The organism is Stenotrophomonas sp. SMYL11 (genome assembly GCF_036320005.1).
Taxonomy (GTDB): Bacteria; Pseudomonadota; Gammaproteobacteria; order Xanthomonadales; family Xanthomonadaceae; genus Stenotrophomonas; species Stenotrophomonas maltophilia_A.
Map to the genome: position 1 here is coordinate 59,382 of NZ_JAWIRS010000013.1, position 17,072 is coordinate 76,453.

Genomic DNA, 17,072 nt, shown 5'->3' on the forward strand with positions numbered 1-17,072 from the left:
GTCTGCCCTGCAATCACGTACCGGAACCGACCATGGACCACGCCACCCCGTTCGAACCCCTCAACGACCTCGAGGTGCGCCTACTGCAGGCCCAGGACGGCACGCTGACCGCAGCGCAGTTCCTTGACGGCTTGTTGACCTCGACGGCGTTCGTGCTGCTGGACAAGGCCATTGGCGAAGACGGCGCCTGGGACGAAAGCATCTCGCCGCTGGTGTTGACCAGCGAGAGCGGCGAGCCGATGTTCGCAGTGTTCACCGCGCCCGAGCGCGCGGGCCTGTGGCACGAGCAGCTGCCGCAGTTTGCCCATGCCATGCCGATCGCGGTGCACGCGCTGTTGGCCGGTATCGGCGACGGCGTCGGCCTGGTGCTGAACCCGGGCCTGGACGTGGGCATGGAGATGATTCCCGATGCCGTGGCCCAGTTGAAGCAGCGTGCGGCGGCAATCACCCGCAGCATGGCGCATTGAGATTGATGGCATAGAAATCGAACCGTCCTCTTCGTTTCTTGCTGCTAGGCATTGATATGCCATTCGATTTGGGAATGTAAGAGCAAGAGCATTGGTGAAGAGCTTAAGAGCGAATATGCTGTTCAAGGAGAGAGTAGCTATGCGGTCGATAGGTGTTGGTCTAGTTTTCGCTGTTTTCTCTGTAATCTATGCTTTTGAATCCAAAGCGGAAACAGTTACATATATTCATACTGATGCTCTGGGGTCAGTAGTTGCCGAGTCAGATGAGACTGGCCAGGTGACAAAGCGCTATAGCTATGAGCCGTACGGAGCGCAGATTGGGACTGGTATTGAAGATGGAGTGGGTTACGCCGGGCACGTGAGTGATTCGGTGACTGGGCTGAGCTACATGCAGCAGCGCTATTACGATCCAGGCTTGGGGCGTTTCTTGTCAGTGGATCCAGTCACAATGTACGGGAATGGTGATGGGAGACATTTCAATGCCTATGCATATGGATTCAACTCACCCTATACATTCAAAGATCCTGATGGCCGTTGTCCAATCTGCCCAGCCCTGTTTGGAGGCGCCGGTGGCATGGCGGTTGACTATGGGATTCAGAAGTACATGAATCCCGGAAAGCCAATCAACAAGACAGAGCTGGCAATTGCCGGCGTTGCTGGAGTTGTAACTGGTGGTACCGGCGGCCTGGTGGTTGGAGCCCTGGCGAGAGGGACGATTTCGATCGGTCAGGTCGTAGCAATTCAAGCGACGGTGGGTGCCGCGACTGGTGTTGCGGGTACGGCTGCACAGGGCGCAATCGAAGGAACACCAGTGACAAGCGCTCAACTGGGCTTATCGGCTGTCGGCGGGAGTGTTGGCAGTTTGGCGGGCAGCGGAATTGGAAAACTTGCTGGAGACTTTTCGCAGGCGTCTACTCAAGGGGCAGTGAGTAATATGATGAAGGCGCCAGTGAGTTCACCTGCTGGCATCGGTGCACATATTGCAGAGGCGACTGCGAGCGCCGGCGCAATTGGAGCAAAGCAAGGGGCGGTACAGGGTGCATTGTCTAATGCGGGCCAACGCGGTGCTGATGCCGCAGTTGGAACTGGACAGAAAATCGCTGAGGACAGGTTGAAGTGATGAGATTTTTTAATCGATCTCTCCTTGTGTACGAGCTTGGGCTTCTAGTCGTATTCATACTGGTCGCATTCTTCATCACCCGGTTCAATCCGGTGGAGACGCTCCGGTTGGGTGGATGGCTGTTCCTCTTGATGCAACCCATCTTGTTGGGTGCTCATGCTGTCGACCATTTTTCGCGCAAGCGCCGTCGATAGACGGGAGATGTGAAGGTGCCGGCCAGCGACCGGCACTACCCGGTGCTTCAGCGGGCGGCGGCGATGGCTTTCACCCGCGCCTTGGCCAGTGCCTCACCGATGGCCGGACCCTTCAGATGCGTCGTATCCAGATCCCGAGCCTGCACTGACAGCGCCGCCTGGTGCAGGCGCTTGAGCGTTTCGCCCTGTGGGTATTCGGCATCCTCGAAGCCGAGCCGGCCGCGCTTGTCGGCCTCGCAGCACAGCGCGATGCGGGCCACGCGTTCCGGCCTGCGCAGCGCATCACAGCGGCCCAGCAGTTCCAGTACGGTGGCATCGCGAAGTTCGTCGATGCGGTGCACGTTCAAGTGCTCGCGGCAGACCGCTTCGGCCAGCTGTTGGTGCTCGGTGGGAATCTTCAACCGCGCGCACAATGCCTTCAGCGGCTTGATGCCGCGCTGCTCGTGCATGATGTGGCGTGGCCATTCCTCCGGCGGGGTCAGGCCCTTGCCGAGGTCGTGGGTGAGGGCAGCGAAGCCGACCAGGTCATCACCCGGTGCCAGTTTCGCGGCCATGTCGCTGACCATTTCCTGGTGGATGCCGGTGTCGACTTCCGGGTGGAATTCGGCACGCTGCGGTACGCCATACAGCGCTTCCAGCTCGGGCAGGATCGGGCCCAGCGCCTGCGCATCGTGAAGCGTGCGCAGGAAGGCGGAGGGCCGTTCACTGACCAGCGCCTTGCGCAGTTCCTGCCAGACGCGCTCGGGCACCAGTGCGTCCAGCTCGCCACTGGCGGCGACCTCGCGCATCAACGCCATGGTCTCTTCGGCGACGGTAAAGCCCAGTGGCGCGAAGCGCGCCATGAAGCGCGCCGCACGCAGCACGCGCAGCGGATCTTCCACGAACGCAGGACCGACGTGGCGCAACACGCGCTGCTCAAGATCGCGAACGCCACCGTAAGGATCGACCAGCGTGCCGGTCTCCTCATCGCAGGCGATCGCGTTGATGGTGAAGTCGCGGCGCTGCAGGTCTTCTTCCAGCGTCACCGCCGGATCGGCATCGACCACGAAGCCGCGATAGCCACGGCCGGATTTGCGCTCGGTGCGCGCCAGCGCGTATTCCTCGCCTGTCTTCGGGTGCAGGAACACCGGGAAATCACGGCCGACGGCGGTGTAGCCCTGCGCCTCCATCTGCGCGGGCGTGGCACCGACCACCACCCAGTCACGGTCGCCGGCAGGGCGCTGCAGCAGGCGGTCGCGTACGGCGCCGCCGACAAGATAGATCTTCATGGGGAGATGATCGCACGGTAGGCGCATGAGCATCGGTAGTGGCGGGGGGGGGGGGGGGGCGCCCCCCGGGCGGGGGGGGGGGGGGGGCGCGGCCCGCGGGCCCCCACCCCGCCCCCCCCCCCCCCCCCCCCGGGGCGGGCGCCCCCCCCCCCCCCCGGCACTACCGACGCAGCGGCATCACGGCAGGCCGCGCCAGTCCGGCACGAACAGGCCGGCCAGGAACCACAGCCCGTAGACGATCCACAGGCAGAGGAAGTACAGCTTGATCTGCGCTTCGTCCCACAGGCTGCCCCAGCTGTCGACGAAGGCCAGCGACTTCCAGCCTTCCATCCAGGCCGCGCCACCCCAGCGTAATACCCAGGTGGCGAACAGGCTCCAGGCGGCGAACATCCCGATCCAGGCCAGCAGGCTCATTGCTTTCCACTCCCCGGGAAATGGAGATCGGATCGTGCCGGCCAGCGGCCGGAACGACCGTGTTGCAATCAGTCGCCGCCCTGGTCAGCGTTGGCGGCGCAGCTGAAGCTCTTGCGCTTGTCCACCAGGCGGCCCATCAGGCGGTCGCTCAGCGGCAGTGCATCGCCATTGAGGCGCCAGTCGTAGATCACGCTGAAGGCCAGCACGCGCGCCACGTACTCGCGGGTTTCCTTGTAGCTGATGGTCTCGATCCACAGGTCCGGATCAAAGCCCGGGCGCTGGCCCTGCCAGCGTGCGGTCGGGGTCGGGCCGGCGTTGTAGGCAGCGATGGTCACGTACGGCAGGCCGTCGTACTTGTTCATCAGCTGGCGCAGGTAGGCGGTACCGATGGCGATGTTGGTGTCCGGGTCGTACAGGCTGTCGGCGCCGCCGTAACCGGTCAGGCCGATCGACTTGGCCACACCGGCACCGGTGGCCGGCAATACCTGCATCAGACCCATCGCATTGGCAGGCGAGCGCGCACGCGGAGTAAAGGTGCTTTCGGCGCGGATTTCCGCCGCCACCCAGGCTGGATCGATCGCGTTGCGTGCCGATTCGCGGCGGATGGTGGCGTCGTGGTGCAGCGGGAAACGCAGGTCGTACAGGCGCTGTTCCTGCGGCTGCTTGCCGAGCGCGAATACGGCACGGTCGAACCAGCCGTTGTCCTGCGCCACGCGTACGGCGAGGCGGCGCTGGGTGTCATCGAAGCGCGAAAGCGCACTGTTCCATTCGGCCACGGCCCAACCGGCGCGATCGATCTGGTACAGCGCCATCGCGCGCTGGATGGCCGGATCGCGCGCGATCACCGCCTGCGCCTGCGCGCTGTCGTTCGGCTTCCACGGGCACAGCGTGTAGCCCTGCTGCAGCTTGTCGGCGGCCAGGAAACCGTGGAAGGTGGGTGCACGCGCGGCCTCGCGGAACAGCGGCTGCGCCTGCTGGGCCTGGCCGGTCTTCTCCAGCATGCGGCCTTCGAAGTAGCGCCAGCGCGGGTCGCTGCGCTGCTTGCTGCCCATCTTGCGGATCGCGGTCAGCGCCGCCGGCCAGTCGCCGCGCGACATCGCTTCGCGCACGCGCCATTCGTGCAGGCGTTCGTCGTACGCCGATTCCGGCACCGCGTTGAGGCGGCGCGCCGAATCCGGAAGATAGGAAGCGACCGTCCACAGTGCGATCTGGTACAGCACCTGGCCCTGCTGGTCGGCACTCAGGCCCAGTGCCTGCGCGTACTGCGGCAGCTGCTGTTCGGTGGCGCCGGGATCGGCCTTGGCCAGCTTGGCCAGGCCATCAGTGGCGATGCGCCGGCTGCGCTCGTTGCGCGGCCAGTTCAATGCGCTGGCATTGGGCTTGTCGACAAAGGCCGCGTAATTGTTGGCCAGCGCCAGGTCGGTGGCAGGCAGGCCACGTGCGGCGCTGCGCATCACAGCGGGTTGCTGGGCGTCGGCGGCAGCGTCGATGCGTTCCCAGCGCAATGCGTCGCTCAGCCCACCCTGCGCCTGCAGCACGGCGAAAACGGCATCACAGCCGTCCGGCAGCGACTTGCCGTTCTTGCGCCACAGATCCTGCGCTTCACTGATCCACTGCGGATCGACCTTGCCGGTCACCTGGCGCGCGGTCAGCTGCGCACAGCGAAGGCCGGCATTGTCGGTGGGAACCCAGTTGGCGAGCAGGGTGGGCCAGTCCTGGCGGCGTGCGACCGAGGGCAGCCACACGCTGCGGAACGTGTTGGCCACGGCCTGGCCGTCATAGCGCTTGAGGAAGGCCTGCGCCTGCGCGGTATCGACGGTGTCGATGTTGCGGCGCAGATTGGCGTACTCCAGCCAGCCGTATGCCGGATGGCGGCTGAGTGCGGCGGCTTGGCCGGGATCGAACTGGCCGCGTTCGGCGGCAGCGATCGCGGCCTTCAGCTGCGCGTTCTGGGCGTCGAGGGACTGGGCATTGGCGCAGCCGATCAGCAGCGTGGTGGCCAAGGGCAGCAGGGACAGGGCGGTCGAAGAGCGTCGGGTCATGGCGGGCAGCATAGCGGGCAATGGCTGAATTCAGTTTCGCATTGCGTGCACGCGATGGGTCGGCAACGGCAGCTGAATGCTCGTGCTGCAGGCACTGCCTCGCGAGCCTGCGGGCGACGTAGTGTCGAGCTTGGGCGAACGGCCCGGCTGCAGGGAGCGGCACATGGCGTTCAGTAGCGCAGGAAGAAGCGGCCCGCTGGCGGACATCAATGTCACGCCACTGGTGGATGTGATGCTGGTGCTGTTGATCATCTTCATCGTGACCGCGCCGATCGTGGCCCGGCCGATTGCCGTGCAGTTGCCGCAGGCCACCGATCGCGTGGTCGACCGTCCCGAACCGCCACCGCCGATCGAGCTGCGCCTGGACGCTGCCAACCAGCTCAGCTGGAATGGCCAGCCGATGGCGATCAGTGAGCTGCAGGCGCGCCTGCAGGCACAGGTGGGCGAACATGCCGGCAACCTGCCGGAGCTGCGCATCGCCACCGATCCGGCGGCCGAGTACGAAGGCATGGCGAGGATTCTCGCCGCAGCCGAGGCGACCGGCATGGAGCGCATTGCGTTCGTGCGGTAGTGCGATGTCTCACTGCCGCTCATGCGGTGATTGCTGCATGGGCGGCGCTTCCCCTGCTGACAGCGTCGCATCCAGAATCCGCAGAAAGGCCATTTCAATCTGCGCTGGAACCGGAGTCGGATGTGCTCGCCACCTTCCGGTCCCCGGGTCATGTTCAACGTCGAAAGCAGTCAACTCGGCTCTCTCGAAATCCACCACAACCGTCAATCCCTCTCCCGAGGCCAAGGTCGCATCGCTGGGAGAGGGGCAGTTGTTGCACTCGATCACGCCGCCTGCTCTCGATTCGCCTGCCAGGGAAAGAAGCAGCGTCATCACCGTCGTGACACCCAGCACCGTACTCACCGCTTTCATGATCGGCCCTCCCGCGAATGGCTGGAGGTGCGAGTCTGCGCTGGGTCGATTAGCGGCGCCTTCTGAATGAAGGAATTTCAAACTATTCCTGAAACGATCCGGCAGAGACCTTTTCCATGAATGCGGCGGCCTCCGGCGTGCGCTGTCGCAGCCGACATCAAGGCTGCCTGTCGTGAACAATATCGTCCGGTCATAAACTGCAGCTATCTGACGCAATCGGCCTGCAATTGCGTCAATTTCGCGTGAAAGAGTGTCGATCATCACGCCGCGATTTTTACCACTTGTTTACAAAGGAGACGGCGCTGCCATGCAGGGAGGGAGTGCGGCAGCCCATGTCCCGACATTCCTTTGGAGAGAGAGCGAATGAATCACCTGCACCACCGCCCGTTGGCGGTTGCCGTCGCGCTGTGCGTGATGACCCTGGCACCGTTGGGTGCCGCTGCACAATCCACCACCAACCTCGATGCGGTGGAAGTCACCGGTACCCGCATCAAGCGCGCTGAAGTCGAAGGCCAGGTACCGATCCAGACGCTGACGCGCGGTGACATTGAACGCACCGGCCTGACCTCGATCGGCGAGGTGCTGCAGCAACTGACCGGATCCGGTTCGGCGCTCAATGCCAAGTTCAATTCGTCCGGCAACTTCGGCTTCCCGCCTGATGGCAGCGGTGTAGGCGCCGGCTCGGCGCAGGTCGATCTGCGCCATCTGGGTGCCAAGCGCGTGCTGGTGCTGGTCGATGGCATCCGCTGGGTCAATGAGTCGTCCGCCTCCGGTGTGGGCTCGGCCACCGACCTCAACACCATTCCGCTGGCCATCGTCGAACGCATCGAAGTGCTGGAAGATGGTGCATCGTCGCTGTACGGCTCCGATGCCATTGCCGGTGTGGTCAACATCATCACCCGCCGCGATTTCGATGGCGGGCAGGTGACCCTGAACTACGGCGAGTACAGCAAGGGCGACGGTACGCAGAAGGGCGTGGACCTGGCCTGGGGCAAGAGCGGTGATCGCTTCAGCCTGTTCCTGGGCGCCAGCTGGACCAAGCAGGACCCGGTGTTCGCCAAGGACCGCGAGCAGTCGCGCTTCCCGATTCCCGGCACCGGCCTGGCCTTCGGCAGCGGTGGCATTCCGCAGGGCCGTTTCATGTTCACCGACCCGAACACCGGTGCGGTGCAGAACATCGTGCCCAATACCGGCGTGAGCAACCCGCGCTACGACGGCAGTGCCGGCTGCGCGCGCACCGATGACTATCACTGCTTCACCAGTGCTGATCGCTTCAACTTCGCTGAGTACAACATGGTGCTGACACCGTCGGAGCGTAAGGGCCTGTTCGGTCAGTTCCGCTTCGACATCACCGACAACGTGCAGTGGTACGTCAAGGCACTGGGCAACCGCCGTGAGTCGACCAACCAGGCCGGCCCGGAGCCGCTGTTCTTCGGCCCTGATGGCGCCACCGGCAATCCGCTGGCCGACAACATCACCGTGTCTGCGCTCAACCCGTACAACCCGTTCGGCTTCGACCTGGTCTCGGGTGACAACCTGAGCCTGATCGGTCGCCGTCCAGTAGAAGGCGGCGCGCGCGTGTTCAAGCAGGAAGTGGACACCACGTATTTCGCCACCGGCTTCGTCGGCAACTTCCAGGCGGCTGACCGCAGCTGGTACTGGGACGTCAACGGCATGTACAGCAAGAACAAGGCCGAACAGACCAACTACGGCAGCTACAACATCTACAACGTCAACATGGCGCTGGGCGATCCGTCCGTCTGTGCGGCGACGCCGGGGTGCGTGCCGCTGAACATCTTCGGCGGTGCCGGTTCTATCACTCCTGACATGCTGAAGTGGATCCAGCCGGTGGTGCGTGACCGCAGCCAGAACGAACTGAGCCTGTTCACCGCCAACCTGTCCAGCGACCTGTTCACGCTGCCGGCCGGCCCGGTGTCGTTCGCTACAGGCTTCGAGTATCGCAAGTACGAGGGTTCGTACCAGCCCGATCCGCTGACGGTGGCGGGCCACTACAACGGTGTGCCTTCACAGCCGACGTCAGGCTCGTATGACGTCAACGAGGCCTACCTGGAGTTGAGCGTGCCGATCTTCGCCGACTCTTCATTCGGCAAGAAGCTGGACCTCAGCCTGGCCGGCCGCTATTCGGACTACTCCACCTTCGGTGGCGAGTTCACGCCCAAGTACGGCCTGCGTTGGCAGGTGACCGACGATTTCGTGCTGCGCACGACCTATGCCGAGGGCTTCCGTGCACCATCGATCGGTGAGTTGTACGGTTCGGCCGCGCGTGCCGATCTGCAGTTGTTCGATCCATGCTCGGTGGGCCTGGGCGGTACGCCGCCGCGCGGCAGCGCCGCCAACTGTGCCGCGCTGGGGGTCCCGGCCGGCTTCCAGCAGGCCAACTCGCAGATCTCGGTGACCACCGGCGGCAACCGCGAGCTGGATCCGGAGCGCTCGCGCAGTTTCAGTGCCGGTTTCGTGTGGAGCCCGTGGTTCGGCAACAACACCTCGTGGTCCGAGCGCTTCGACGTGGAGGTGACCTTCTATCGCCATGCCATCGATGGCGCGATCCAGGCAATCAACGCGCAGACCCAGCTGGACCTGTGCGTGGAAACGCTGGATCCGATCTACTGCGATGGCATCACCCGCGCCAGTACCGGTGCAGTGAGCAGCTTCAACAACCGCCTGACCAATCTCGGCTCGATCAAGACCGATGGCTGGGACGTGGATCTGTTCTGGACGTTGCCGCAGAGCTCGATCGGCCAGTTCAAGCTGGGCTGGAAGAACACGTTCGTCGGCCGCTACGAGGCCACCGGTGCGGCGGGCCAGAAGCAGCCGCAGAAGCCGGGCGTGGAAGTGGCCGACAGCTCGATTCCGGAATGGACCAGCAATGCCAGCATCGGCTGGACGCTGGACCGCTGGAGCGCCAACTGGACCGTGCGGCATATTTCCGAGTTGACCGAGAACTGCGGTGACGCCTCTGTATTCCCGGTCTGCAGCAACCAGGCGGCGGGCACCAATACGCTGTCGGCCACCACCTTCCATGACATGCAGGTGGGCTACAAGATCGACTGGATGAAGGGGCTGCAGCTGACGGCCGGCCTGAACAACGTGTTCGACAAGGATCCGCCGATCTGCCTGTCGTGCTCGTTGAACGGCTACGACGCTTCGACCTATGACATCCCGCGTGGCCGTTACTGGTACCTGCGCGCGGATCTGCGTTTCTGATGTGATGTGATGTGATCACCGGTGCCGGATGGTTCCGGCACCGGTGGTAGCGCCGGGCCATGCCCGGCGGATATGCGCCTACACCACCGGCGGTGCTGGACCGTCTTCCTCGCCGAACGGATCGCGCACCCGCGGGTACCGGTGCCACAGGCACAGGTAGACAGCGAACACGATGCCCGGCAGAACAAACACGGCGAAGATCAGGAACTTCGGCAAGGGCAGCATCCATGCCACGGCCAGAAACGTGCCGATCCAGACCCAGGCGCGGTGCACAGGCACATTGCGGATCCAGCCGATCGTCATCCATGCCAGGATCGGCCATGCCAGTACGCTGGCGGCAAACAGACAGGAAAGAAGCCCCGCGCCCCAGTCGCGCAGCGAGGCATGGGGCAGTTCGTGCAGGGCATCGGGCAGGTTCTGCAACAGGCCCAGCAGCATTGTCACGTGCATCACCAACGCTGGCGCACACAGCGCCCCTATCAGCAGGGAGACCAAGCTTCGCGCGAGTGGTGACATGCAGCCTTCCTGGCAGGCGAGGCCCTGCAGCATACCGGACCGGGTTCCGCAGGCGCCGGGCCATGCCCGGCGCCATCTGCATCAGAACGACCAGGTGAAGGTCAGCGAGCCATTGCGGCCGTCGCCGTAGGCACCGTAGCCGGTGATCTGCGAGTAGTACTTCTTGTCCAGCAGGTTGTTGAGGTTGGCCTGCACGCTGAACTCCGGCGAGATGCGGTAGCGCACGAAGGCACTGACCAGCGCGTAGCCTTCCTGTTCGAAACGGCCCACCACCGGCGCAGCGTAGTAGATGCGGTTCTGCCAGTTGGCGCCGCCGCCGACGGTCAGTGCCTGCAGCGACTGCGGGGTGTAGCTGGTGAACAGTTTCAGCGCGGTCTGCGGCAGGTTGGTGTTGATGTCGGCATCGTTGATGTCCTTGGCCACATAGCGCGAAGCACCGAAGGTGGCATTCCAGCCCGGCGCCAGTTCGCCGTTCACTTCGAACTCGAAGCCGCGGCTGACGGTGCCACGTGCGGCGATCGATGCGAACTCGCCTGGACGGCCGATGATCGGTTCGCTGGTGGCCTGGGCCACGTTGTCCTGTTCGATACGGAACACCGCCAGCGAAGCGTTCAGGCGGTTGTCGAACCAGGCACCCTTGACGCCCACCTCGTAGCTCTTGCCATCAACCGGATCGAGGTAGCGGTCGTTGCGGTCGCGTGCGGTCTGCGGCTGGAAGATCTCGGTGTAGCTGGCGTACGCGGAGTAGGTGTCGTTGATGTCATACACCAGGCCGGCGTACGGGGTGGTCACCTTGTGTTCGCGGTCGGCGTTCTCGCCTTCGCTCTTCCAGTTGGTGTAGCGCGCACCGAGGATCAGCTTCAGCGGATCGGCCAGGGACAGGCGTGCGGCCGCGTAGCCGGCCTTCTGGGTGATGGTGCCCTGGCTGGCGAGCGCCAGCGGATTCCAGTTCGGCTGGGCGATGTTGCCGGTCCAGTTGAGATAGCTGTCGAACGGTTTCCAATTGGGACCGCCCATCTGGAAGTCACCGTAGTTGGCGAACTCGCGCTTGTTGTAGCTCAGGCCGGCCATGAACTGGTGCTCGCGGCCGAACAGTTGGAACGGCCCATCGATGTAGCCATCGATACCATCAACCTTGCGTTCGGTGTTGTAGAAACCGGCCATCGGCGTGACGCCAGCACCGGTATTCTTGTCGAACGCGGTGTAGGACGGATAGAACAGCTTGTCGTCGGCCTTGGTGCGATCGTGGGTGGCACCGATCTTGAACTTCCAGCCATTGCTGAAGGCATGCTGCAGGGTAGCGAACGCACGCTTGCTGGTGGTGTCCCAGTAGGTCCAGTCCGGCGACGGATTGAACGAGGTCGGGTAGTTGGTCGGGCTACCGTCGGCGTACCACATCGGGAAGCCGCCCCAGGTTGCGCCGTTGGCACGCTTCTGCTGATAGTCGTAGCCCACGCTGAGCTGCGTGTCCGGGGTCAGGTCGGCGTCGATCACCGCATAGCCCAGTGTCTTGCGCTGGTTGTAGCGGTCCATCTGGCCATCGGTGTCCAGGTAGCTGCCGATCACCCGGCCACGCACCGTGCCACTGGCGTTCAGCGCACTGCCGACGTCCACGGTGGTGCGGGTGCGGCCCCAGCTGCCCACGTTCACCGAGACGCTGCCGGTCAGCTCGGCGCTGTCGGCATGCTTGCGGATCAGGTTCACCGAGGCGGACGGATTGCCGGCACCGCTGAGCAGGCCGGTGGCACCTCGCACGACTTCCACACGGTCGTACAGGGCCAGGTCCAGGCCGGAATCGCCGTAGCTCCAGTTCTGCACCATCTGCGTCGGCAGGCCATCGAACTGGTAGGCATCGATGTAGAAGCCGCGCGCGTAGAACTCGGTGCGCTCGCTGTCGGACTGGGTGCTGGTCACGCCGGTGGTGTTGGCCAGCACGTCGATGATGTCGTCCAGCTTCTGATCTTCGATTCGCTGGTGGCTGATGATGCTGACCGACTGCGGGATCTCGCGCGGTGCCAGATCGAAGCGGGTACCGGCCGAGGTGCGGCGCACCGAATAGCCTTCGGCACGTTCGCCCTTGACCACCACCTTGTCCAGCGTGGTCGGATCGGCGGCGGTGTCGGCGAAGGCGGACGGGGCCACGGCGCAAAGAACGGCAAGCACGGCAACGGACAGCCGCTGTGGCTGCAGGGTATGGACGGCGGGACGGGTCATGGGGGGTCCTGGACGAGCACGCGCGTTCGGCCGGCATCCAGGAGGCGAGGCGCTACGGGTAGGGGAAGGACGGGCAGGCCGTCCTGGCACCACCGAAAACGAAAGAAATGGTAATACGAACTATTCCTATTTACAAATCATGAGCAGTTCGGCGCGGGTGCGCCATGACGATCAGCGAAGCAACGGCAACGGGTCGCGGGGGCCGTTCGTGCCGTAGATGCCCCAGTGCAGATGTGGCGGCGTGCCCCTGGCATTGCCGCTGTCGCCCACGTGGCCGAGCAGGTCACCGGCCTGCACCACCTGACCGCGCGCCAGGCCCTCGGCCCAGCCTTCCAGATGCGCGTAGTAGTAGCGTTCCCGCCCGGGCCCGATCACCCAGACCTGGCGGTCACCGAGGCCGCGTTCGCTGACATCCGCGATGACCCCGGCCGTGGCACTGCGCACCGGCGTGCCGCGCTGGGCGAAGATGTCGATGCCGGCGTGTGAGCGATCACGACCGCGTGGTGCGCCGAAGGTGTTGGCGATCTCGCTTGGGCGTATGCCGTCCACCGGTACCGGCAGGTGCGTAGCGGCCGGCATCTGCGAAAGTGACCAGAGCATTCGCGGTGCGGCCGCCCACGGGCTGTTCCACAGCGTCATCGCGGCAACGATGGCAATGGCCAGGAACAGGCCACGCAGCAGCCAGCGGCGCAGGCGGTGGGCGGGGGAGGTGGTTGTGCTCATGGCTTCGGACTGTAGCGTCGCGCCATGCTCGACGGCGGTTGCTTCACTGTCAAAGGGCAGTCGTCAAAGGGCAGTCGAGCAAGCTCGACTCTACAGGGGCGGTAGCAGCGGTACCTCGAAACTCCGCTTCAGCGTGCCCAGTGCCACCGAGGTGCGGAAGCGCTCGATGTTGTCATCGCCACCGAACAGGCGCTCGGTGATCGCCTCGTACTCCTCCATCGACGCCGCCGAAAGCAGCAGCAGGAAATCGCCATCGCCGGTGATCGAGTAGCACTGCTGCACGGCCGGGTCGTCCTGTACGCGGCGCTTGAACGGCGCCACCCGCTCGCGTTGCTCGCTGACCACGCGTACCTCGACGATGATGGTCAGCGGCCGCCCGACCTTGGCCGCGGCGACCACCGCTACATTGGCCGCGATCACGCCACTGTCCTGCAGGCGCTTGATGCGGCGCTGCACCGCTGGAGTGGACAGGTGCACGGCCTCGGCGATTTCGCGCTGCGGCAGGGTGTTGTTCCGCTGCAGCAGGTCGAGGATGGCGCGGTCGAAACTGTCGAGCACGGGGGCGGTGGCCATGGCGAGCAGAAGTTGCACGAACGGGCTGTCAATTGAGCCAAGTGCTCGGCGCCGGCGCAATAGACTTTGCGCATGCAGACCTCACGACTCGCGCCGATGTTGCCGGCGCTGGCGGTGCTCGGCTCGGTCACCTCGCTGGCCATCGGCACCTCCTACGCAAAGCACCTGTTCCCGCTGATCGGTGCCCAGGGCACCAGCGCGCTGCGCGTGGGCTTTTCGGCGTTGTTGCTGCTGCTGTTCTGGCGGCCATGGCGCTGGAAGACCAGCCGCGTGGATGCGATCACCATCCTGCGCTACGGGCTCACCCTGGGCCTGATGAACCTGCTGTTCTACATGGCCCTGCGCACGATTCCCTTCGGCATCGCGGTCGCCATCGAGTTCACCGGGCCGCTGACGGTGGCGATGCTGTCATCACGACGACCGATCGACTATCTGTGGGTGGGCTGCGCGGCGGTGGGGCTGCTGTTGCTGTTGCCGATCGGTGGCGGCCCGGCGCTGGATCCGGCCGGCGTGCTGTATGCCATGGGCGCGGCGGCGTGCTGGGGCCTGTACATCGTGTTCGGCAAGCGTGCCGGCCATCTGCACGCCGGGCATTCGGTCTCGCTGGGCTTGCTGGCAGCGTCGCTGGTGGTGGTGCCGGTGGGTGTGGTGCATGCCGGCGCCGCGCTGCTGGACCCGAAGATCCTGGCGGCCGGCCTGCTGGTGGCGCTGGTCTCCAGCGCGATCCCGATGTCGCTGGAAATGATGGCGCTCAAGCGCCTGCCGAAGGAGACGTTCGGCATCCTGATCAGCATGGAACCGGCGGTGGCCGCGTTGTGGGCGATGCTGCTGCTGCACGAGCACCTGCATGGATTGCAGTGGCTGGCGATCGGCTGCACGGTGCTGGCCTCGGTGGGCAGCACGATGACCGCGCGTCGGCTGAAGGTACCGGTGGTGCAGGCCGGGTAGCGCCGGGCCATGCCCGGCGCAGAGCGTGCCAACCAAGGTTGGCACCTACCAGGAGCGGTCAGCGCAGGGCGTCGGCCGGGACGTCGATCTGCATCGCCAGGGCGAGGTGATCGGAGAACGCGGCCGGTACGGCTTCCACGGTACGGGTCTGCAGGCCGCTGCTGACCAGGATGTGGTCGATGGCGCGGTCGGGGCGCCAGCTGGGGAAGGTCGGCACGATGCAGCCTGGGGGCTGCAGCCGGGTCTTCTGGTACAGCACCTGCATTTCCGGGCGTTCGGCCAGGCAGTTGAAGTCGCCCATCAGGACGGCGTTGGGATGGTCGGACAGCAGCTCGGCAATGAAGCCCAGCTGTGACATCCGCGAGCCCGCACCGAGTGACAGATGCGCCACCGCCACCGCCAGGCCATCGGCGCCGTCGCCGAACTTGGCCAGCAGCACGCCGCGCCCGCCGATACGGCCGGGCAGGGCGTGATCCTGCACTTCCACCGGTTCCAGCTTGCTCAGCAGGCCGTTGGCGCTGGACGCGACCCCGCCCATGCGCCGGTTCGGCTGGTGGCTCCAGTAGTTGAAGCCGGCACGCTGGGCCAGGTAGTGGGTCTGGTTGGTGAAGCCCGAGCGCAGGCTGCCCGGGTCGGCCTCCTGCAGGCCGACGATGTCATGTTCGCGCGCCAGGGTGGCGATCGCGTCCAGGCTGCTGCGCTTGCGGCCCGCCGGCAGCGCATGTGACCAGCTGCGGGTCACATAGTCGCTGTAGCGGCGGGTACTTGAGCCGGCCTGGATGTTGGCCGTCAGCAAGCGCAGGGTCCGTGTACGGGGGGAATTCACGGCCGGGAAACGCTTCTCTTGGATCAGTGAGCCTGGGCCGCACCGCGTTCGCGGGCGATCAGGTGGTCGGCAATGCGCAGCATGTCCGGGAAGCTCTTGCCCTTCACCAGGTACTTGCCGTTGACGATGATCGACGGGGTGCCGCTGATCTGGCTGCGCTGGGCGAACTGCTTGGCCGAGTTGGTCTTGGCATTCACCGCGAAGCTGCCCATGGTGGCGGCGAACTGCTTCGGATCCACGCCGTAGGCACCGTAGAACTTGGCGATGTCGTCAACCGAATCGGTGCCGCGCTCGCCCTTCAGGGTCTTCTGCGAATGGATGGCAGCGTACAGGGCTTCGTGGGTCTTCTCCTGCACGCCCAGGGTCTGCGCGGCGTAGAAGGCACGGGCGTAGTTGTCCCAGGTACCGCCGAACATGGCCGGCACGTAGACGAAGTTCACGTCGCTCGGCAGGCCGGCCTTCCACGGGCCGACCAGCGGCTGGAACGCGGCGCAGGCCGGGCAGACATAGCCGAAGATCTCGGTCACTTCGATCTTGCCGGCGGCCGGCTGGAACGGCTGGCCGTTCGGGATCACCTGGTAGTCGGCGCCTTCCACCGGGGCCGGGCCGGTCAGTGCGGTGGTGGTCGGGGCCGGTGCAGCGGCCGGGGCGGCTTCAGCCGCGGCCTTCTCGCCTTCGGCAGCGGCCGGGGCGGCGCCTTCGGTACCCGCGGCCGGAGTGGCCGGTTCGGTGGTCGCCGGAGCTGCAGCCGGTTCGGCCGGGGCCGCGGTGGTGTTGGTGCTGCCGTCGTCGGCCTTGCAGGCCGCCAGGATCGGCAGCAGCGCTGCGAGGGCGAGGGCGTAACGGATCTTCATGGAAACGTCTCCAGCATCTGGAAAGGTGGGGCCGGCGGCATGCGCCGGCCAGGGGGAAATGATGACACGCGGCGGCGACGGCGCCGTGTCGGTGGTGGGTGTTGGTTCAGCGGCCGCGGGCGGCGCGGGCCTGGGCGATCAGCGCCGAGGCGATGCGCAGCTGGTCGTCGAAGCTGTCGCCACGGACCAGGTACTGGCCGTTGATGATCAGCGCCGGGGTCCCGGGGATCTTGGTGCGCTGGGCGAACGCGCGGGCGGTGTCGACCTTCTTCTGTACGGCATCGCCGCGCAGGGCCTGCAGGTAACGGTCCGGGGTCACGCCGTAGGCCTTGTAGAAGGTGGCGAGCTCATCAGCCGAGACGTTCTGCATCGGCAGCGAGCCGTCCTGGTGCAGGGCCTTGAACACGGCGGCATGGCTGCGCTTGGCCACGCCGACTTCGTCGGCGGCGTAGTAGGCCAGTGCCCAGGCATCCCAGGCGCCGCCGAAGGCTGCCGGAACCGGAGTGAAGCGCACATCGGACGGCAGCTTGGCTGCCCAGGCTTCCAGCTGCGGTTCGAAACGGGCGCAGTGCGGGCAGGTGTAGCCGAAGACCTCGACCACCTCGATCTTGCCGGCCAGCGGCTGGAAGGGGCCCGGCTGGGCGATGCGCTCGTAGTCCTTGCCTTCGACCAGCGGGGCATTGGCGGGGGTGGCGGCGCAGGCTACCAGCGGCAGCAGCACCAGCACAGACAACAGCAGGCGGGAAATCAACCTCATCGACACGCA

16 protein-coding genes are annotated in these 17,072 nt (G+C 65.3%); 5 read left to right on the top strand and 11 right to left on the bottom strand.

Annotation, left to right across the window (positions count from 1 at the left end; genetic code table 11):
• The first annotated feature begins 32 nt into the window (after positions 1–32).
• Both V3B46_RS16815 and V3B46_RS16820 read left to right on the top strand, forming a co-directional pair.
• Complete coding sequence (locus V3B46_RS16815; RefSeq protein ID WP_329892395.1) at positions 33–467, top strand: SseB family protein; 435 nt, start codon at positions 33–35, stop codon at positions 465–467.
• Between the two features lie 115 nt (positions 468–582).
• Positions 583–1,587 carry an RHS repeat-associated core domain-containing protein gene (locus V3B46_RS16820; RefSeq protein WP_329892396.1) on the top strand — a complete coding sequence of 335 codons (1,005 nt, stop codon included), beginning with the start codon at positions 583–585 and terminating at the stop codon, positions 1,585–1,587.
• 241 nt (positions 1,588–1,828) lie between these two features.
• Here V3B46_RS16820 and V3B46_RS16825 read toward each other — a convergent pair whose 3' ends face one another.
• The 3 genes from V3B46_RS16825 to V3B46_RS16835 form a co-directional block, all read right to left on the bottom strand.
• Positions 1,829–3,049, bottom strand: a complete 1,221-nt coding sequence (locus V3B46_RS16825; RefSeq protein WP_154264421.1) for a multifunctional CCA addition/repair protein — start codon at positions 3,047–3,049, stop codon at positions 1,829–1,831.
• 177 nt (positions 3,050–3,226) lie between these two features.
• The gene (locus V3B46_RS16830; protein WP_154264420.1) at positions 3,227–3,463 is read right to left on the bottom strand and encodes a hypothetical protein; all 237 of its coding nucleotides are present in this window, start codon (positions 3,461–3,463) and stop codon (positions 3,227–3,229) included.
• A gap of 68 nt (positions 3,464–3,531) precedes the next feature.
• Complete coding sequence (locus V3B46_RS16835) at positions 3,532–5,517, bottom strand: transglycosylase SLT domain-containing protein (RefSeq protein ID WP_329892427.1); 1,986 nt, start codon at positions 5,515–5,517, stop codon at positions 3,532–3,534.
• 151 nt (positions 5,518–5,668) lie between these two features.
• Here V3B46_RS16835 and V3B46_RS16840 point away from each other — a divergent pair, with 151 nt between their 5' ends.
• Positions 5,669–6,076, top strand: coding sequence for an ExbD/TolR family protein (locus tag V3B46_RS16840; protein WP_329892397.1), 408 nt, complete (start codon positions 5,669–5,671; stop codon positions 6,074–6,076).
• A 9-nt stretch (positions 6,077–6,085) separates the two neighbouring features.
• Here V3B46_RS16840 and V3B46_RS16845 read toward each other — a convergent pair whose 3' ends face one another.
• Positions 6,086–6,691: a hypothetical protein gene (locus V3B46_RS16845; RefSeq protein WP_329892398.1), complete on the bottom strand. Its 606-nt coding sequence runs from the start codon at positions 6,689–6,691 to the stop codon at positions 6,086–6,088.
• Positions 6,692–6,790: 99 nt separating this feature from the next.
• Here V3B46_RS16845 and V3B46_RS16850 point away from each other — a divergent pair, with 99 nt between their 5' ends.
• The gene (locus V3B46_RS16850; RefSeq protein WP_049421358.1) at positions 6,791–9,652 is read left to right on the top strand and encodes a TonB-dependent receptor; all 2,862 of its coding nucleotides are present in this window, start codon (positions 6,791–6,793) and stop codon (positions 9,650–9,652) included.
• A 78-nt stretch (positions 9,653–9,730) separates the two neighbouring features.
• Here the strand turns inward: V3B46_RS16850 and V3B46_RS16855 are convergent, their stop codons facing one another.
• The 4 genes from V3B46_RS16855 to V3B46_RS16870 all read right to left on the bottom strand — a co-directional run bounded on the left by V3B46_RS16855 (position 9,731) and on the right by V3B46_RS16870 (position 13,678).
• The gene (locus V3B46_RS16855) at positions 9,731–10,090 is read right to left on the bottom strand and encodes a hypothetical protein (protein ID WP_329892399.1); all 360 of its coding nucleotides are present in this window, start codon (positions 10,088–10,090) and stop codon (positions 9,731–9,733) included.
• A gap of 159 nt (positions 10,091–10,249) precedes the next feature.
• Positions 10,250–12,382 (bottom strand): ferric-rhodotorulic acid/ferric-coprogen receptor FhuE, encoded by a 2,133-nt coding sequence (gene fhuE, locus V3B46_RS16860; RefSeq protein WP_329892400.1) that lies wholly within the window; start codon positions 12,380–12,382, stop codon positions 10,250–10,252.
• A gap of 171 nt (positions 12,383–12,553) precedes the next feature.
• Positions 12,554–13,105 (bottom strand): M23 family metallopeptidase, encoded by a 552-nt coding sequence (locus V3B46_RS16865; RefSeq protein ID WP_329892401.1) that lies wholly within the window; start codon positions 13,103–13,105, stop codon positions 12,554–12,556.
• Between the two features lie 90 nt (positions 13,106–13,195).
• Positions 13,196–13,678, bottom strand: coding sequence for an Lrp/AsnC family transcriptional regulator (locus tag V3B46_RS16870; RefSeq protein ID WP_154264413.1), 483 nt, complete (start codon positions 13,676–13,678; stop codon positions 13,196–13,198).
• A 72-nt stretch (positions 13,679–13,750) separates the two neighbouring features.
• Here V3B46_RS16870 and V3B46_RS16875 point away from each other — a divergent pair, with 72 nt between their 5' ends.
• Positions 13,751–14,626 (top strand): EamA family transporter, encoded by an 876-nt coding sequence (locus V3B46_RS16875; RefSeq protein ID WP_329892402.1) that lies wholly within the window; start codon positions 13,751–13,753, stop codon positions 14,624–14,626.
• 58 nt (positions 14,627–14,684) lie between these two features.
• Here the strand turns inward: V3B46_RS16875 and V3B46_RS16880 are convergent, their stop codons facing one another.
• From V3B46_RS16880 to V3B46_RS16890, 3 genes are all read right to left on the bottom strand, one after another.
• Positions 14,685–15,422 carry an endonuclease/exonuclease/phosphatase family protein gene (locus V3B46_RS16880; RefSeq protein ID WP_005419292.1) on the bottom strand — a complete coding sequence of 246 codons (738 nt, stop codon included), beginning with the start codon at positions 15,420–15,422 and terminating at the stop codon, positions 14,685–14,687.
• Between the two features lie 53 nt (positions 15,423–15,475).
• Positions 15,476–16,306 (bottom strand): thiol:disulfide interchange protein DsbA/DsbL, encoded by an 831-nt coding sequence (locus V3B46_RS16885; protein ID WP_164171416.1) that lies wholly within the window; start codon positions 16,304–16,306, stop codon positions 15,476–15,478.
• Between the two features lie 106 nt (positions 16,307–16,412).
• The gene (locus V3B46_RS16890) at positions 16,413–17,063 is read right to left on the bottom strand and encodes a thiol:disulfide interchange protein DsbA/DsbL (RefSeq protein WP_154264410.1); all 651 of its coding nucleotides are present in this window, start codon (positions 17,061–17,063) and stop codon (positions 16,413–16,415) included.
• Positions 17,064–17,072: the final 9 nt, after the last annotated feature.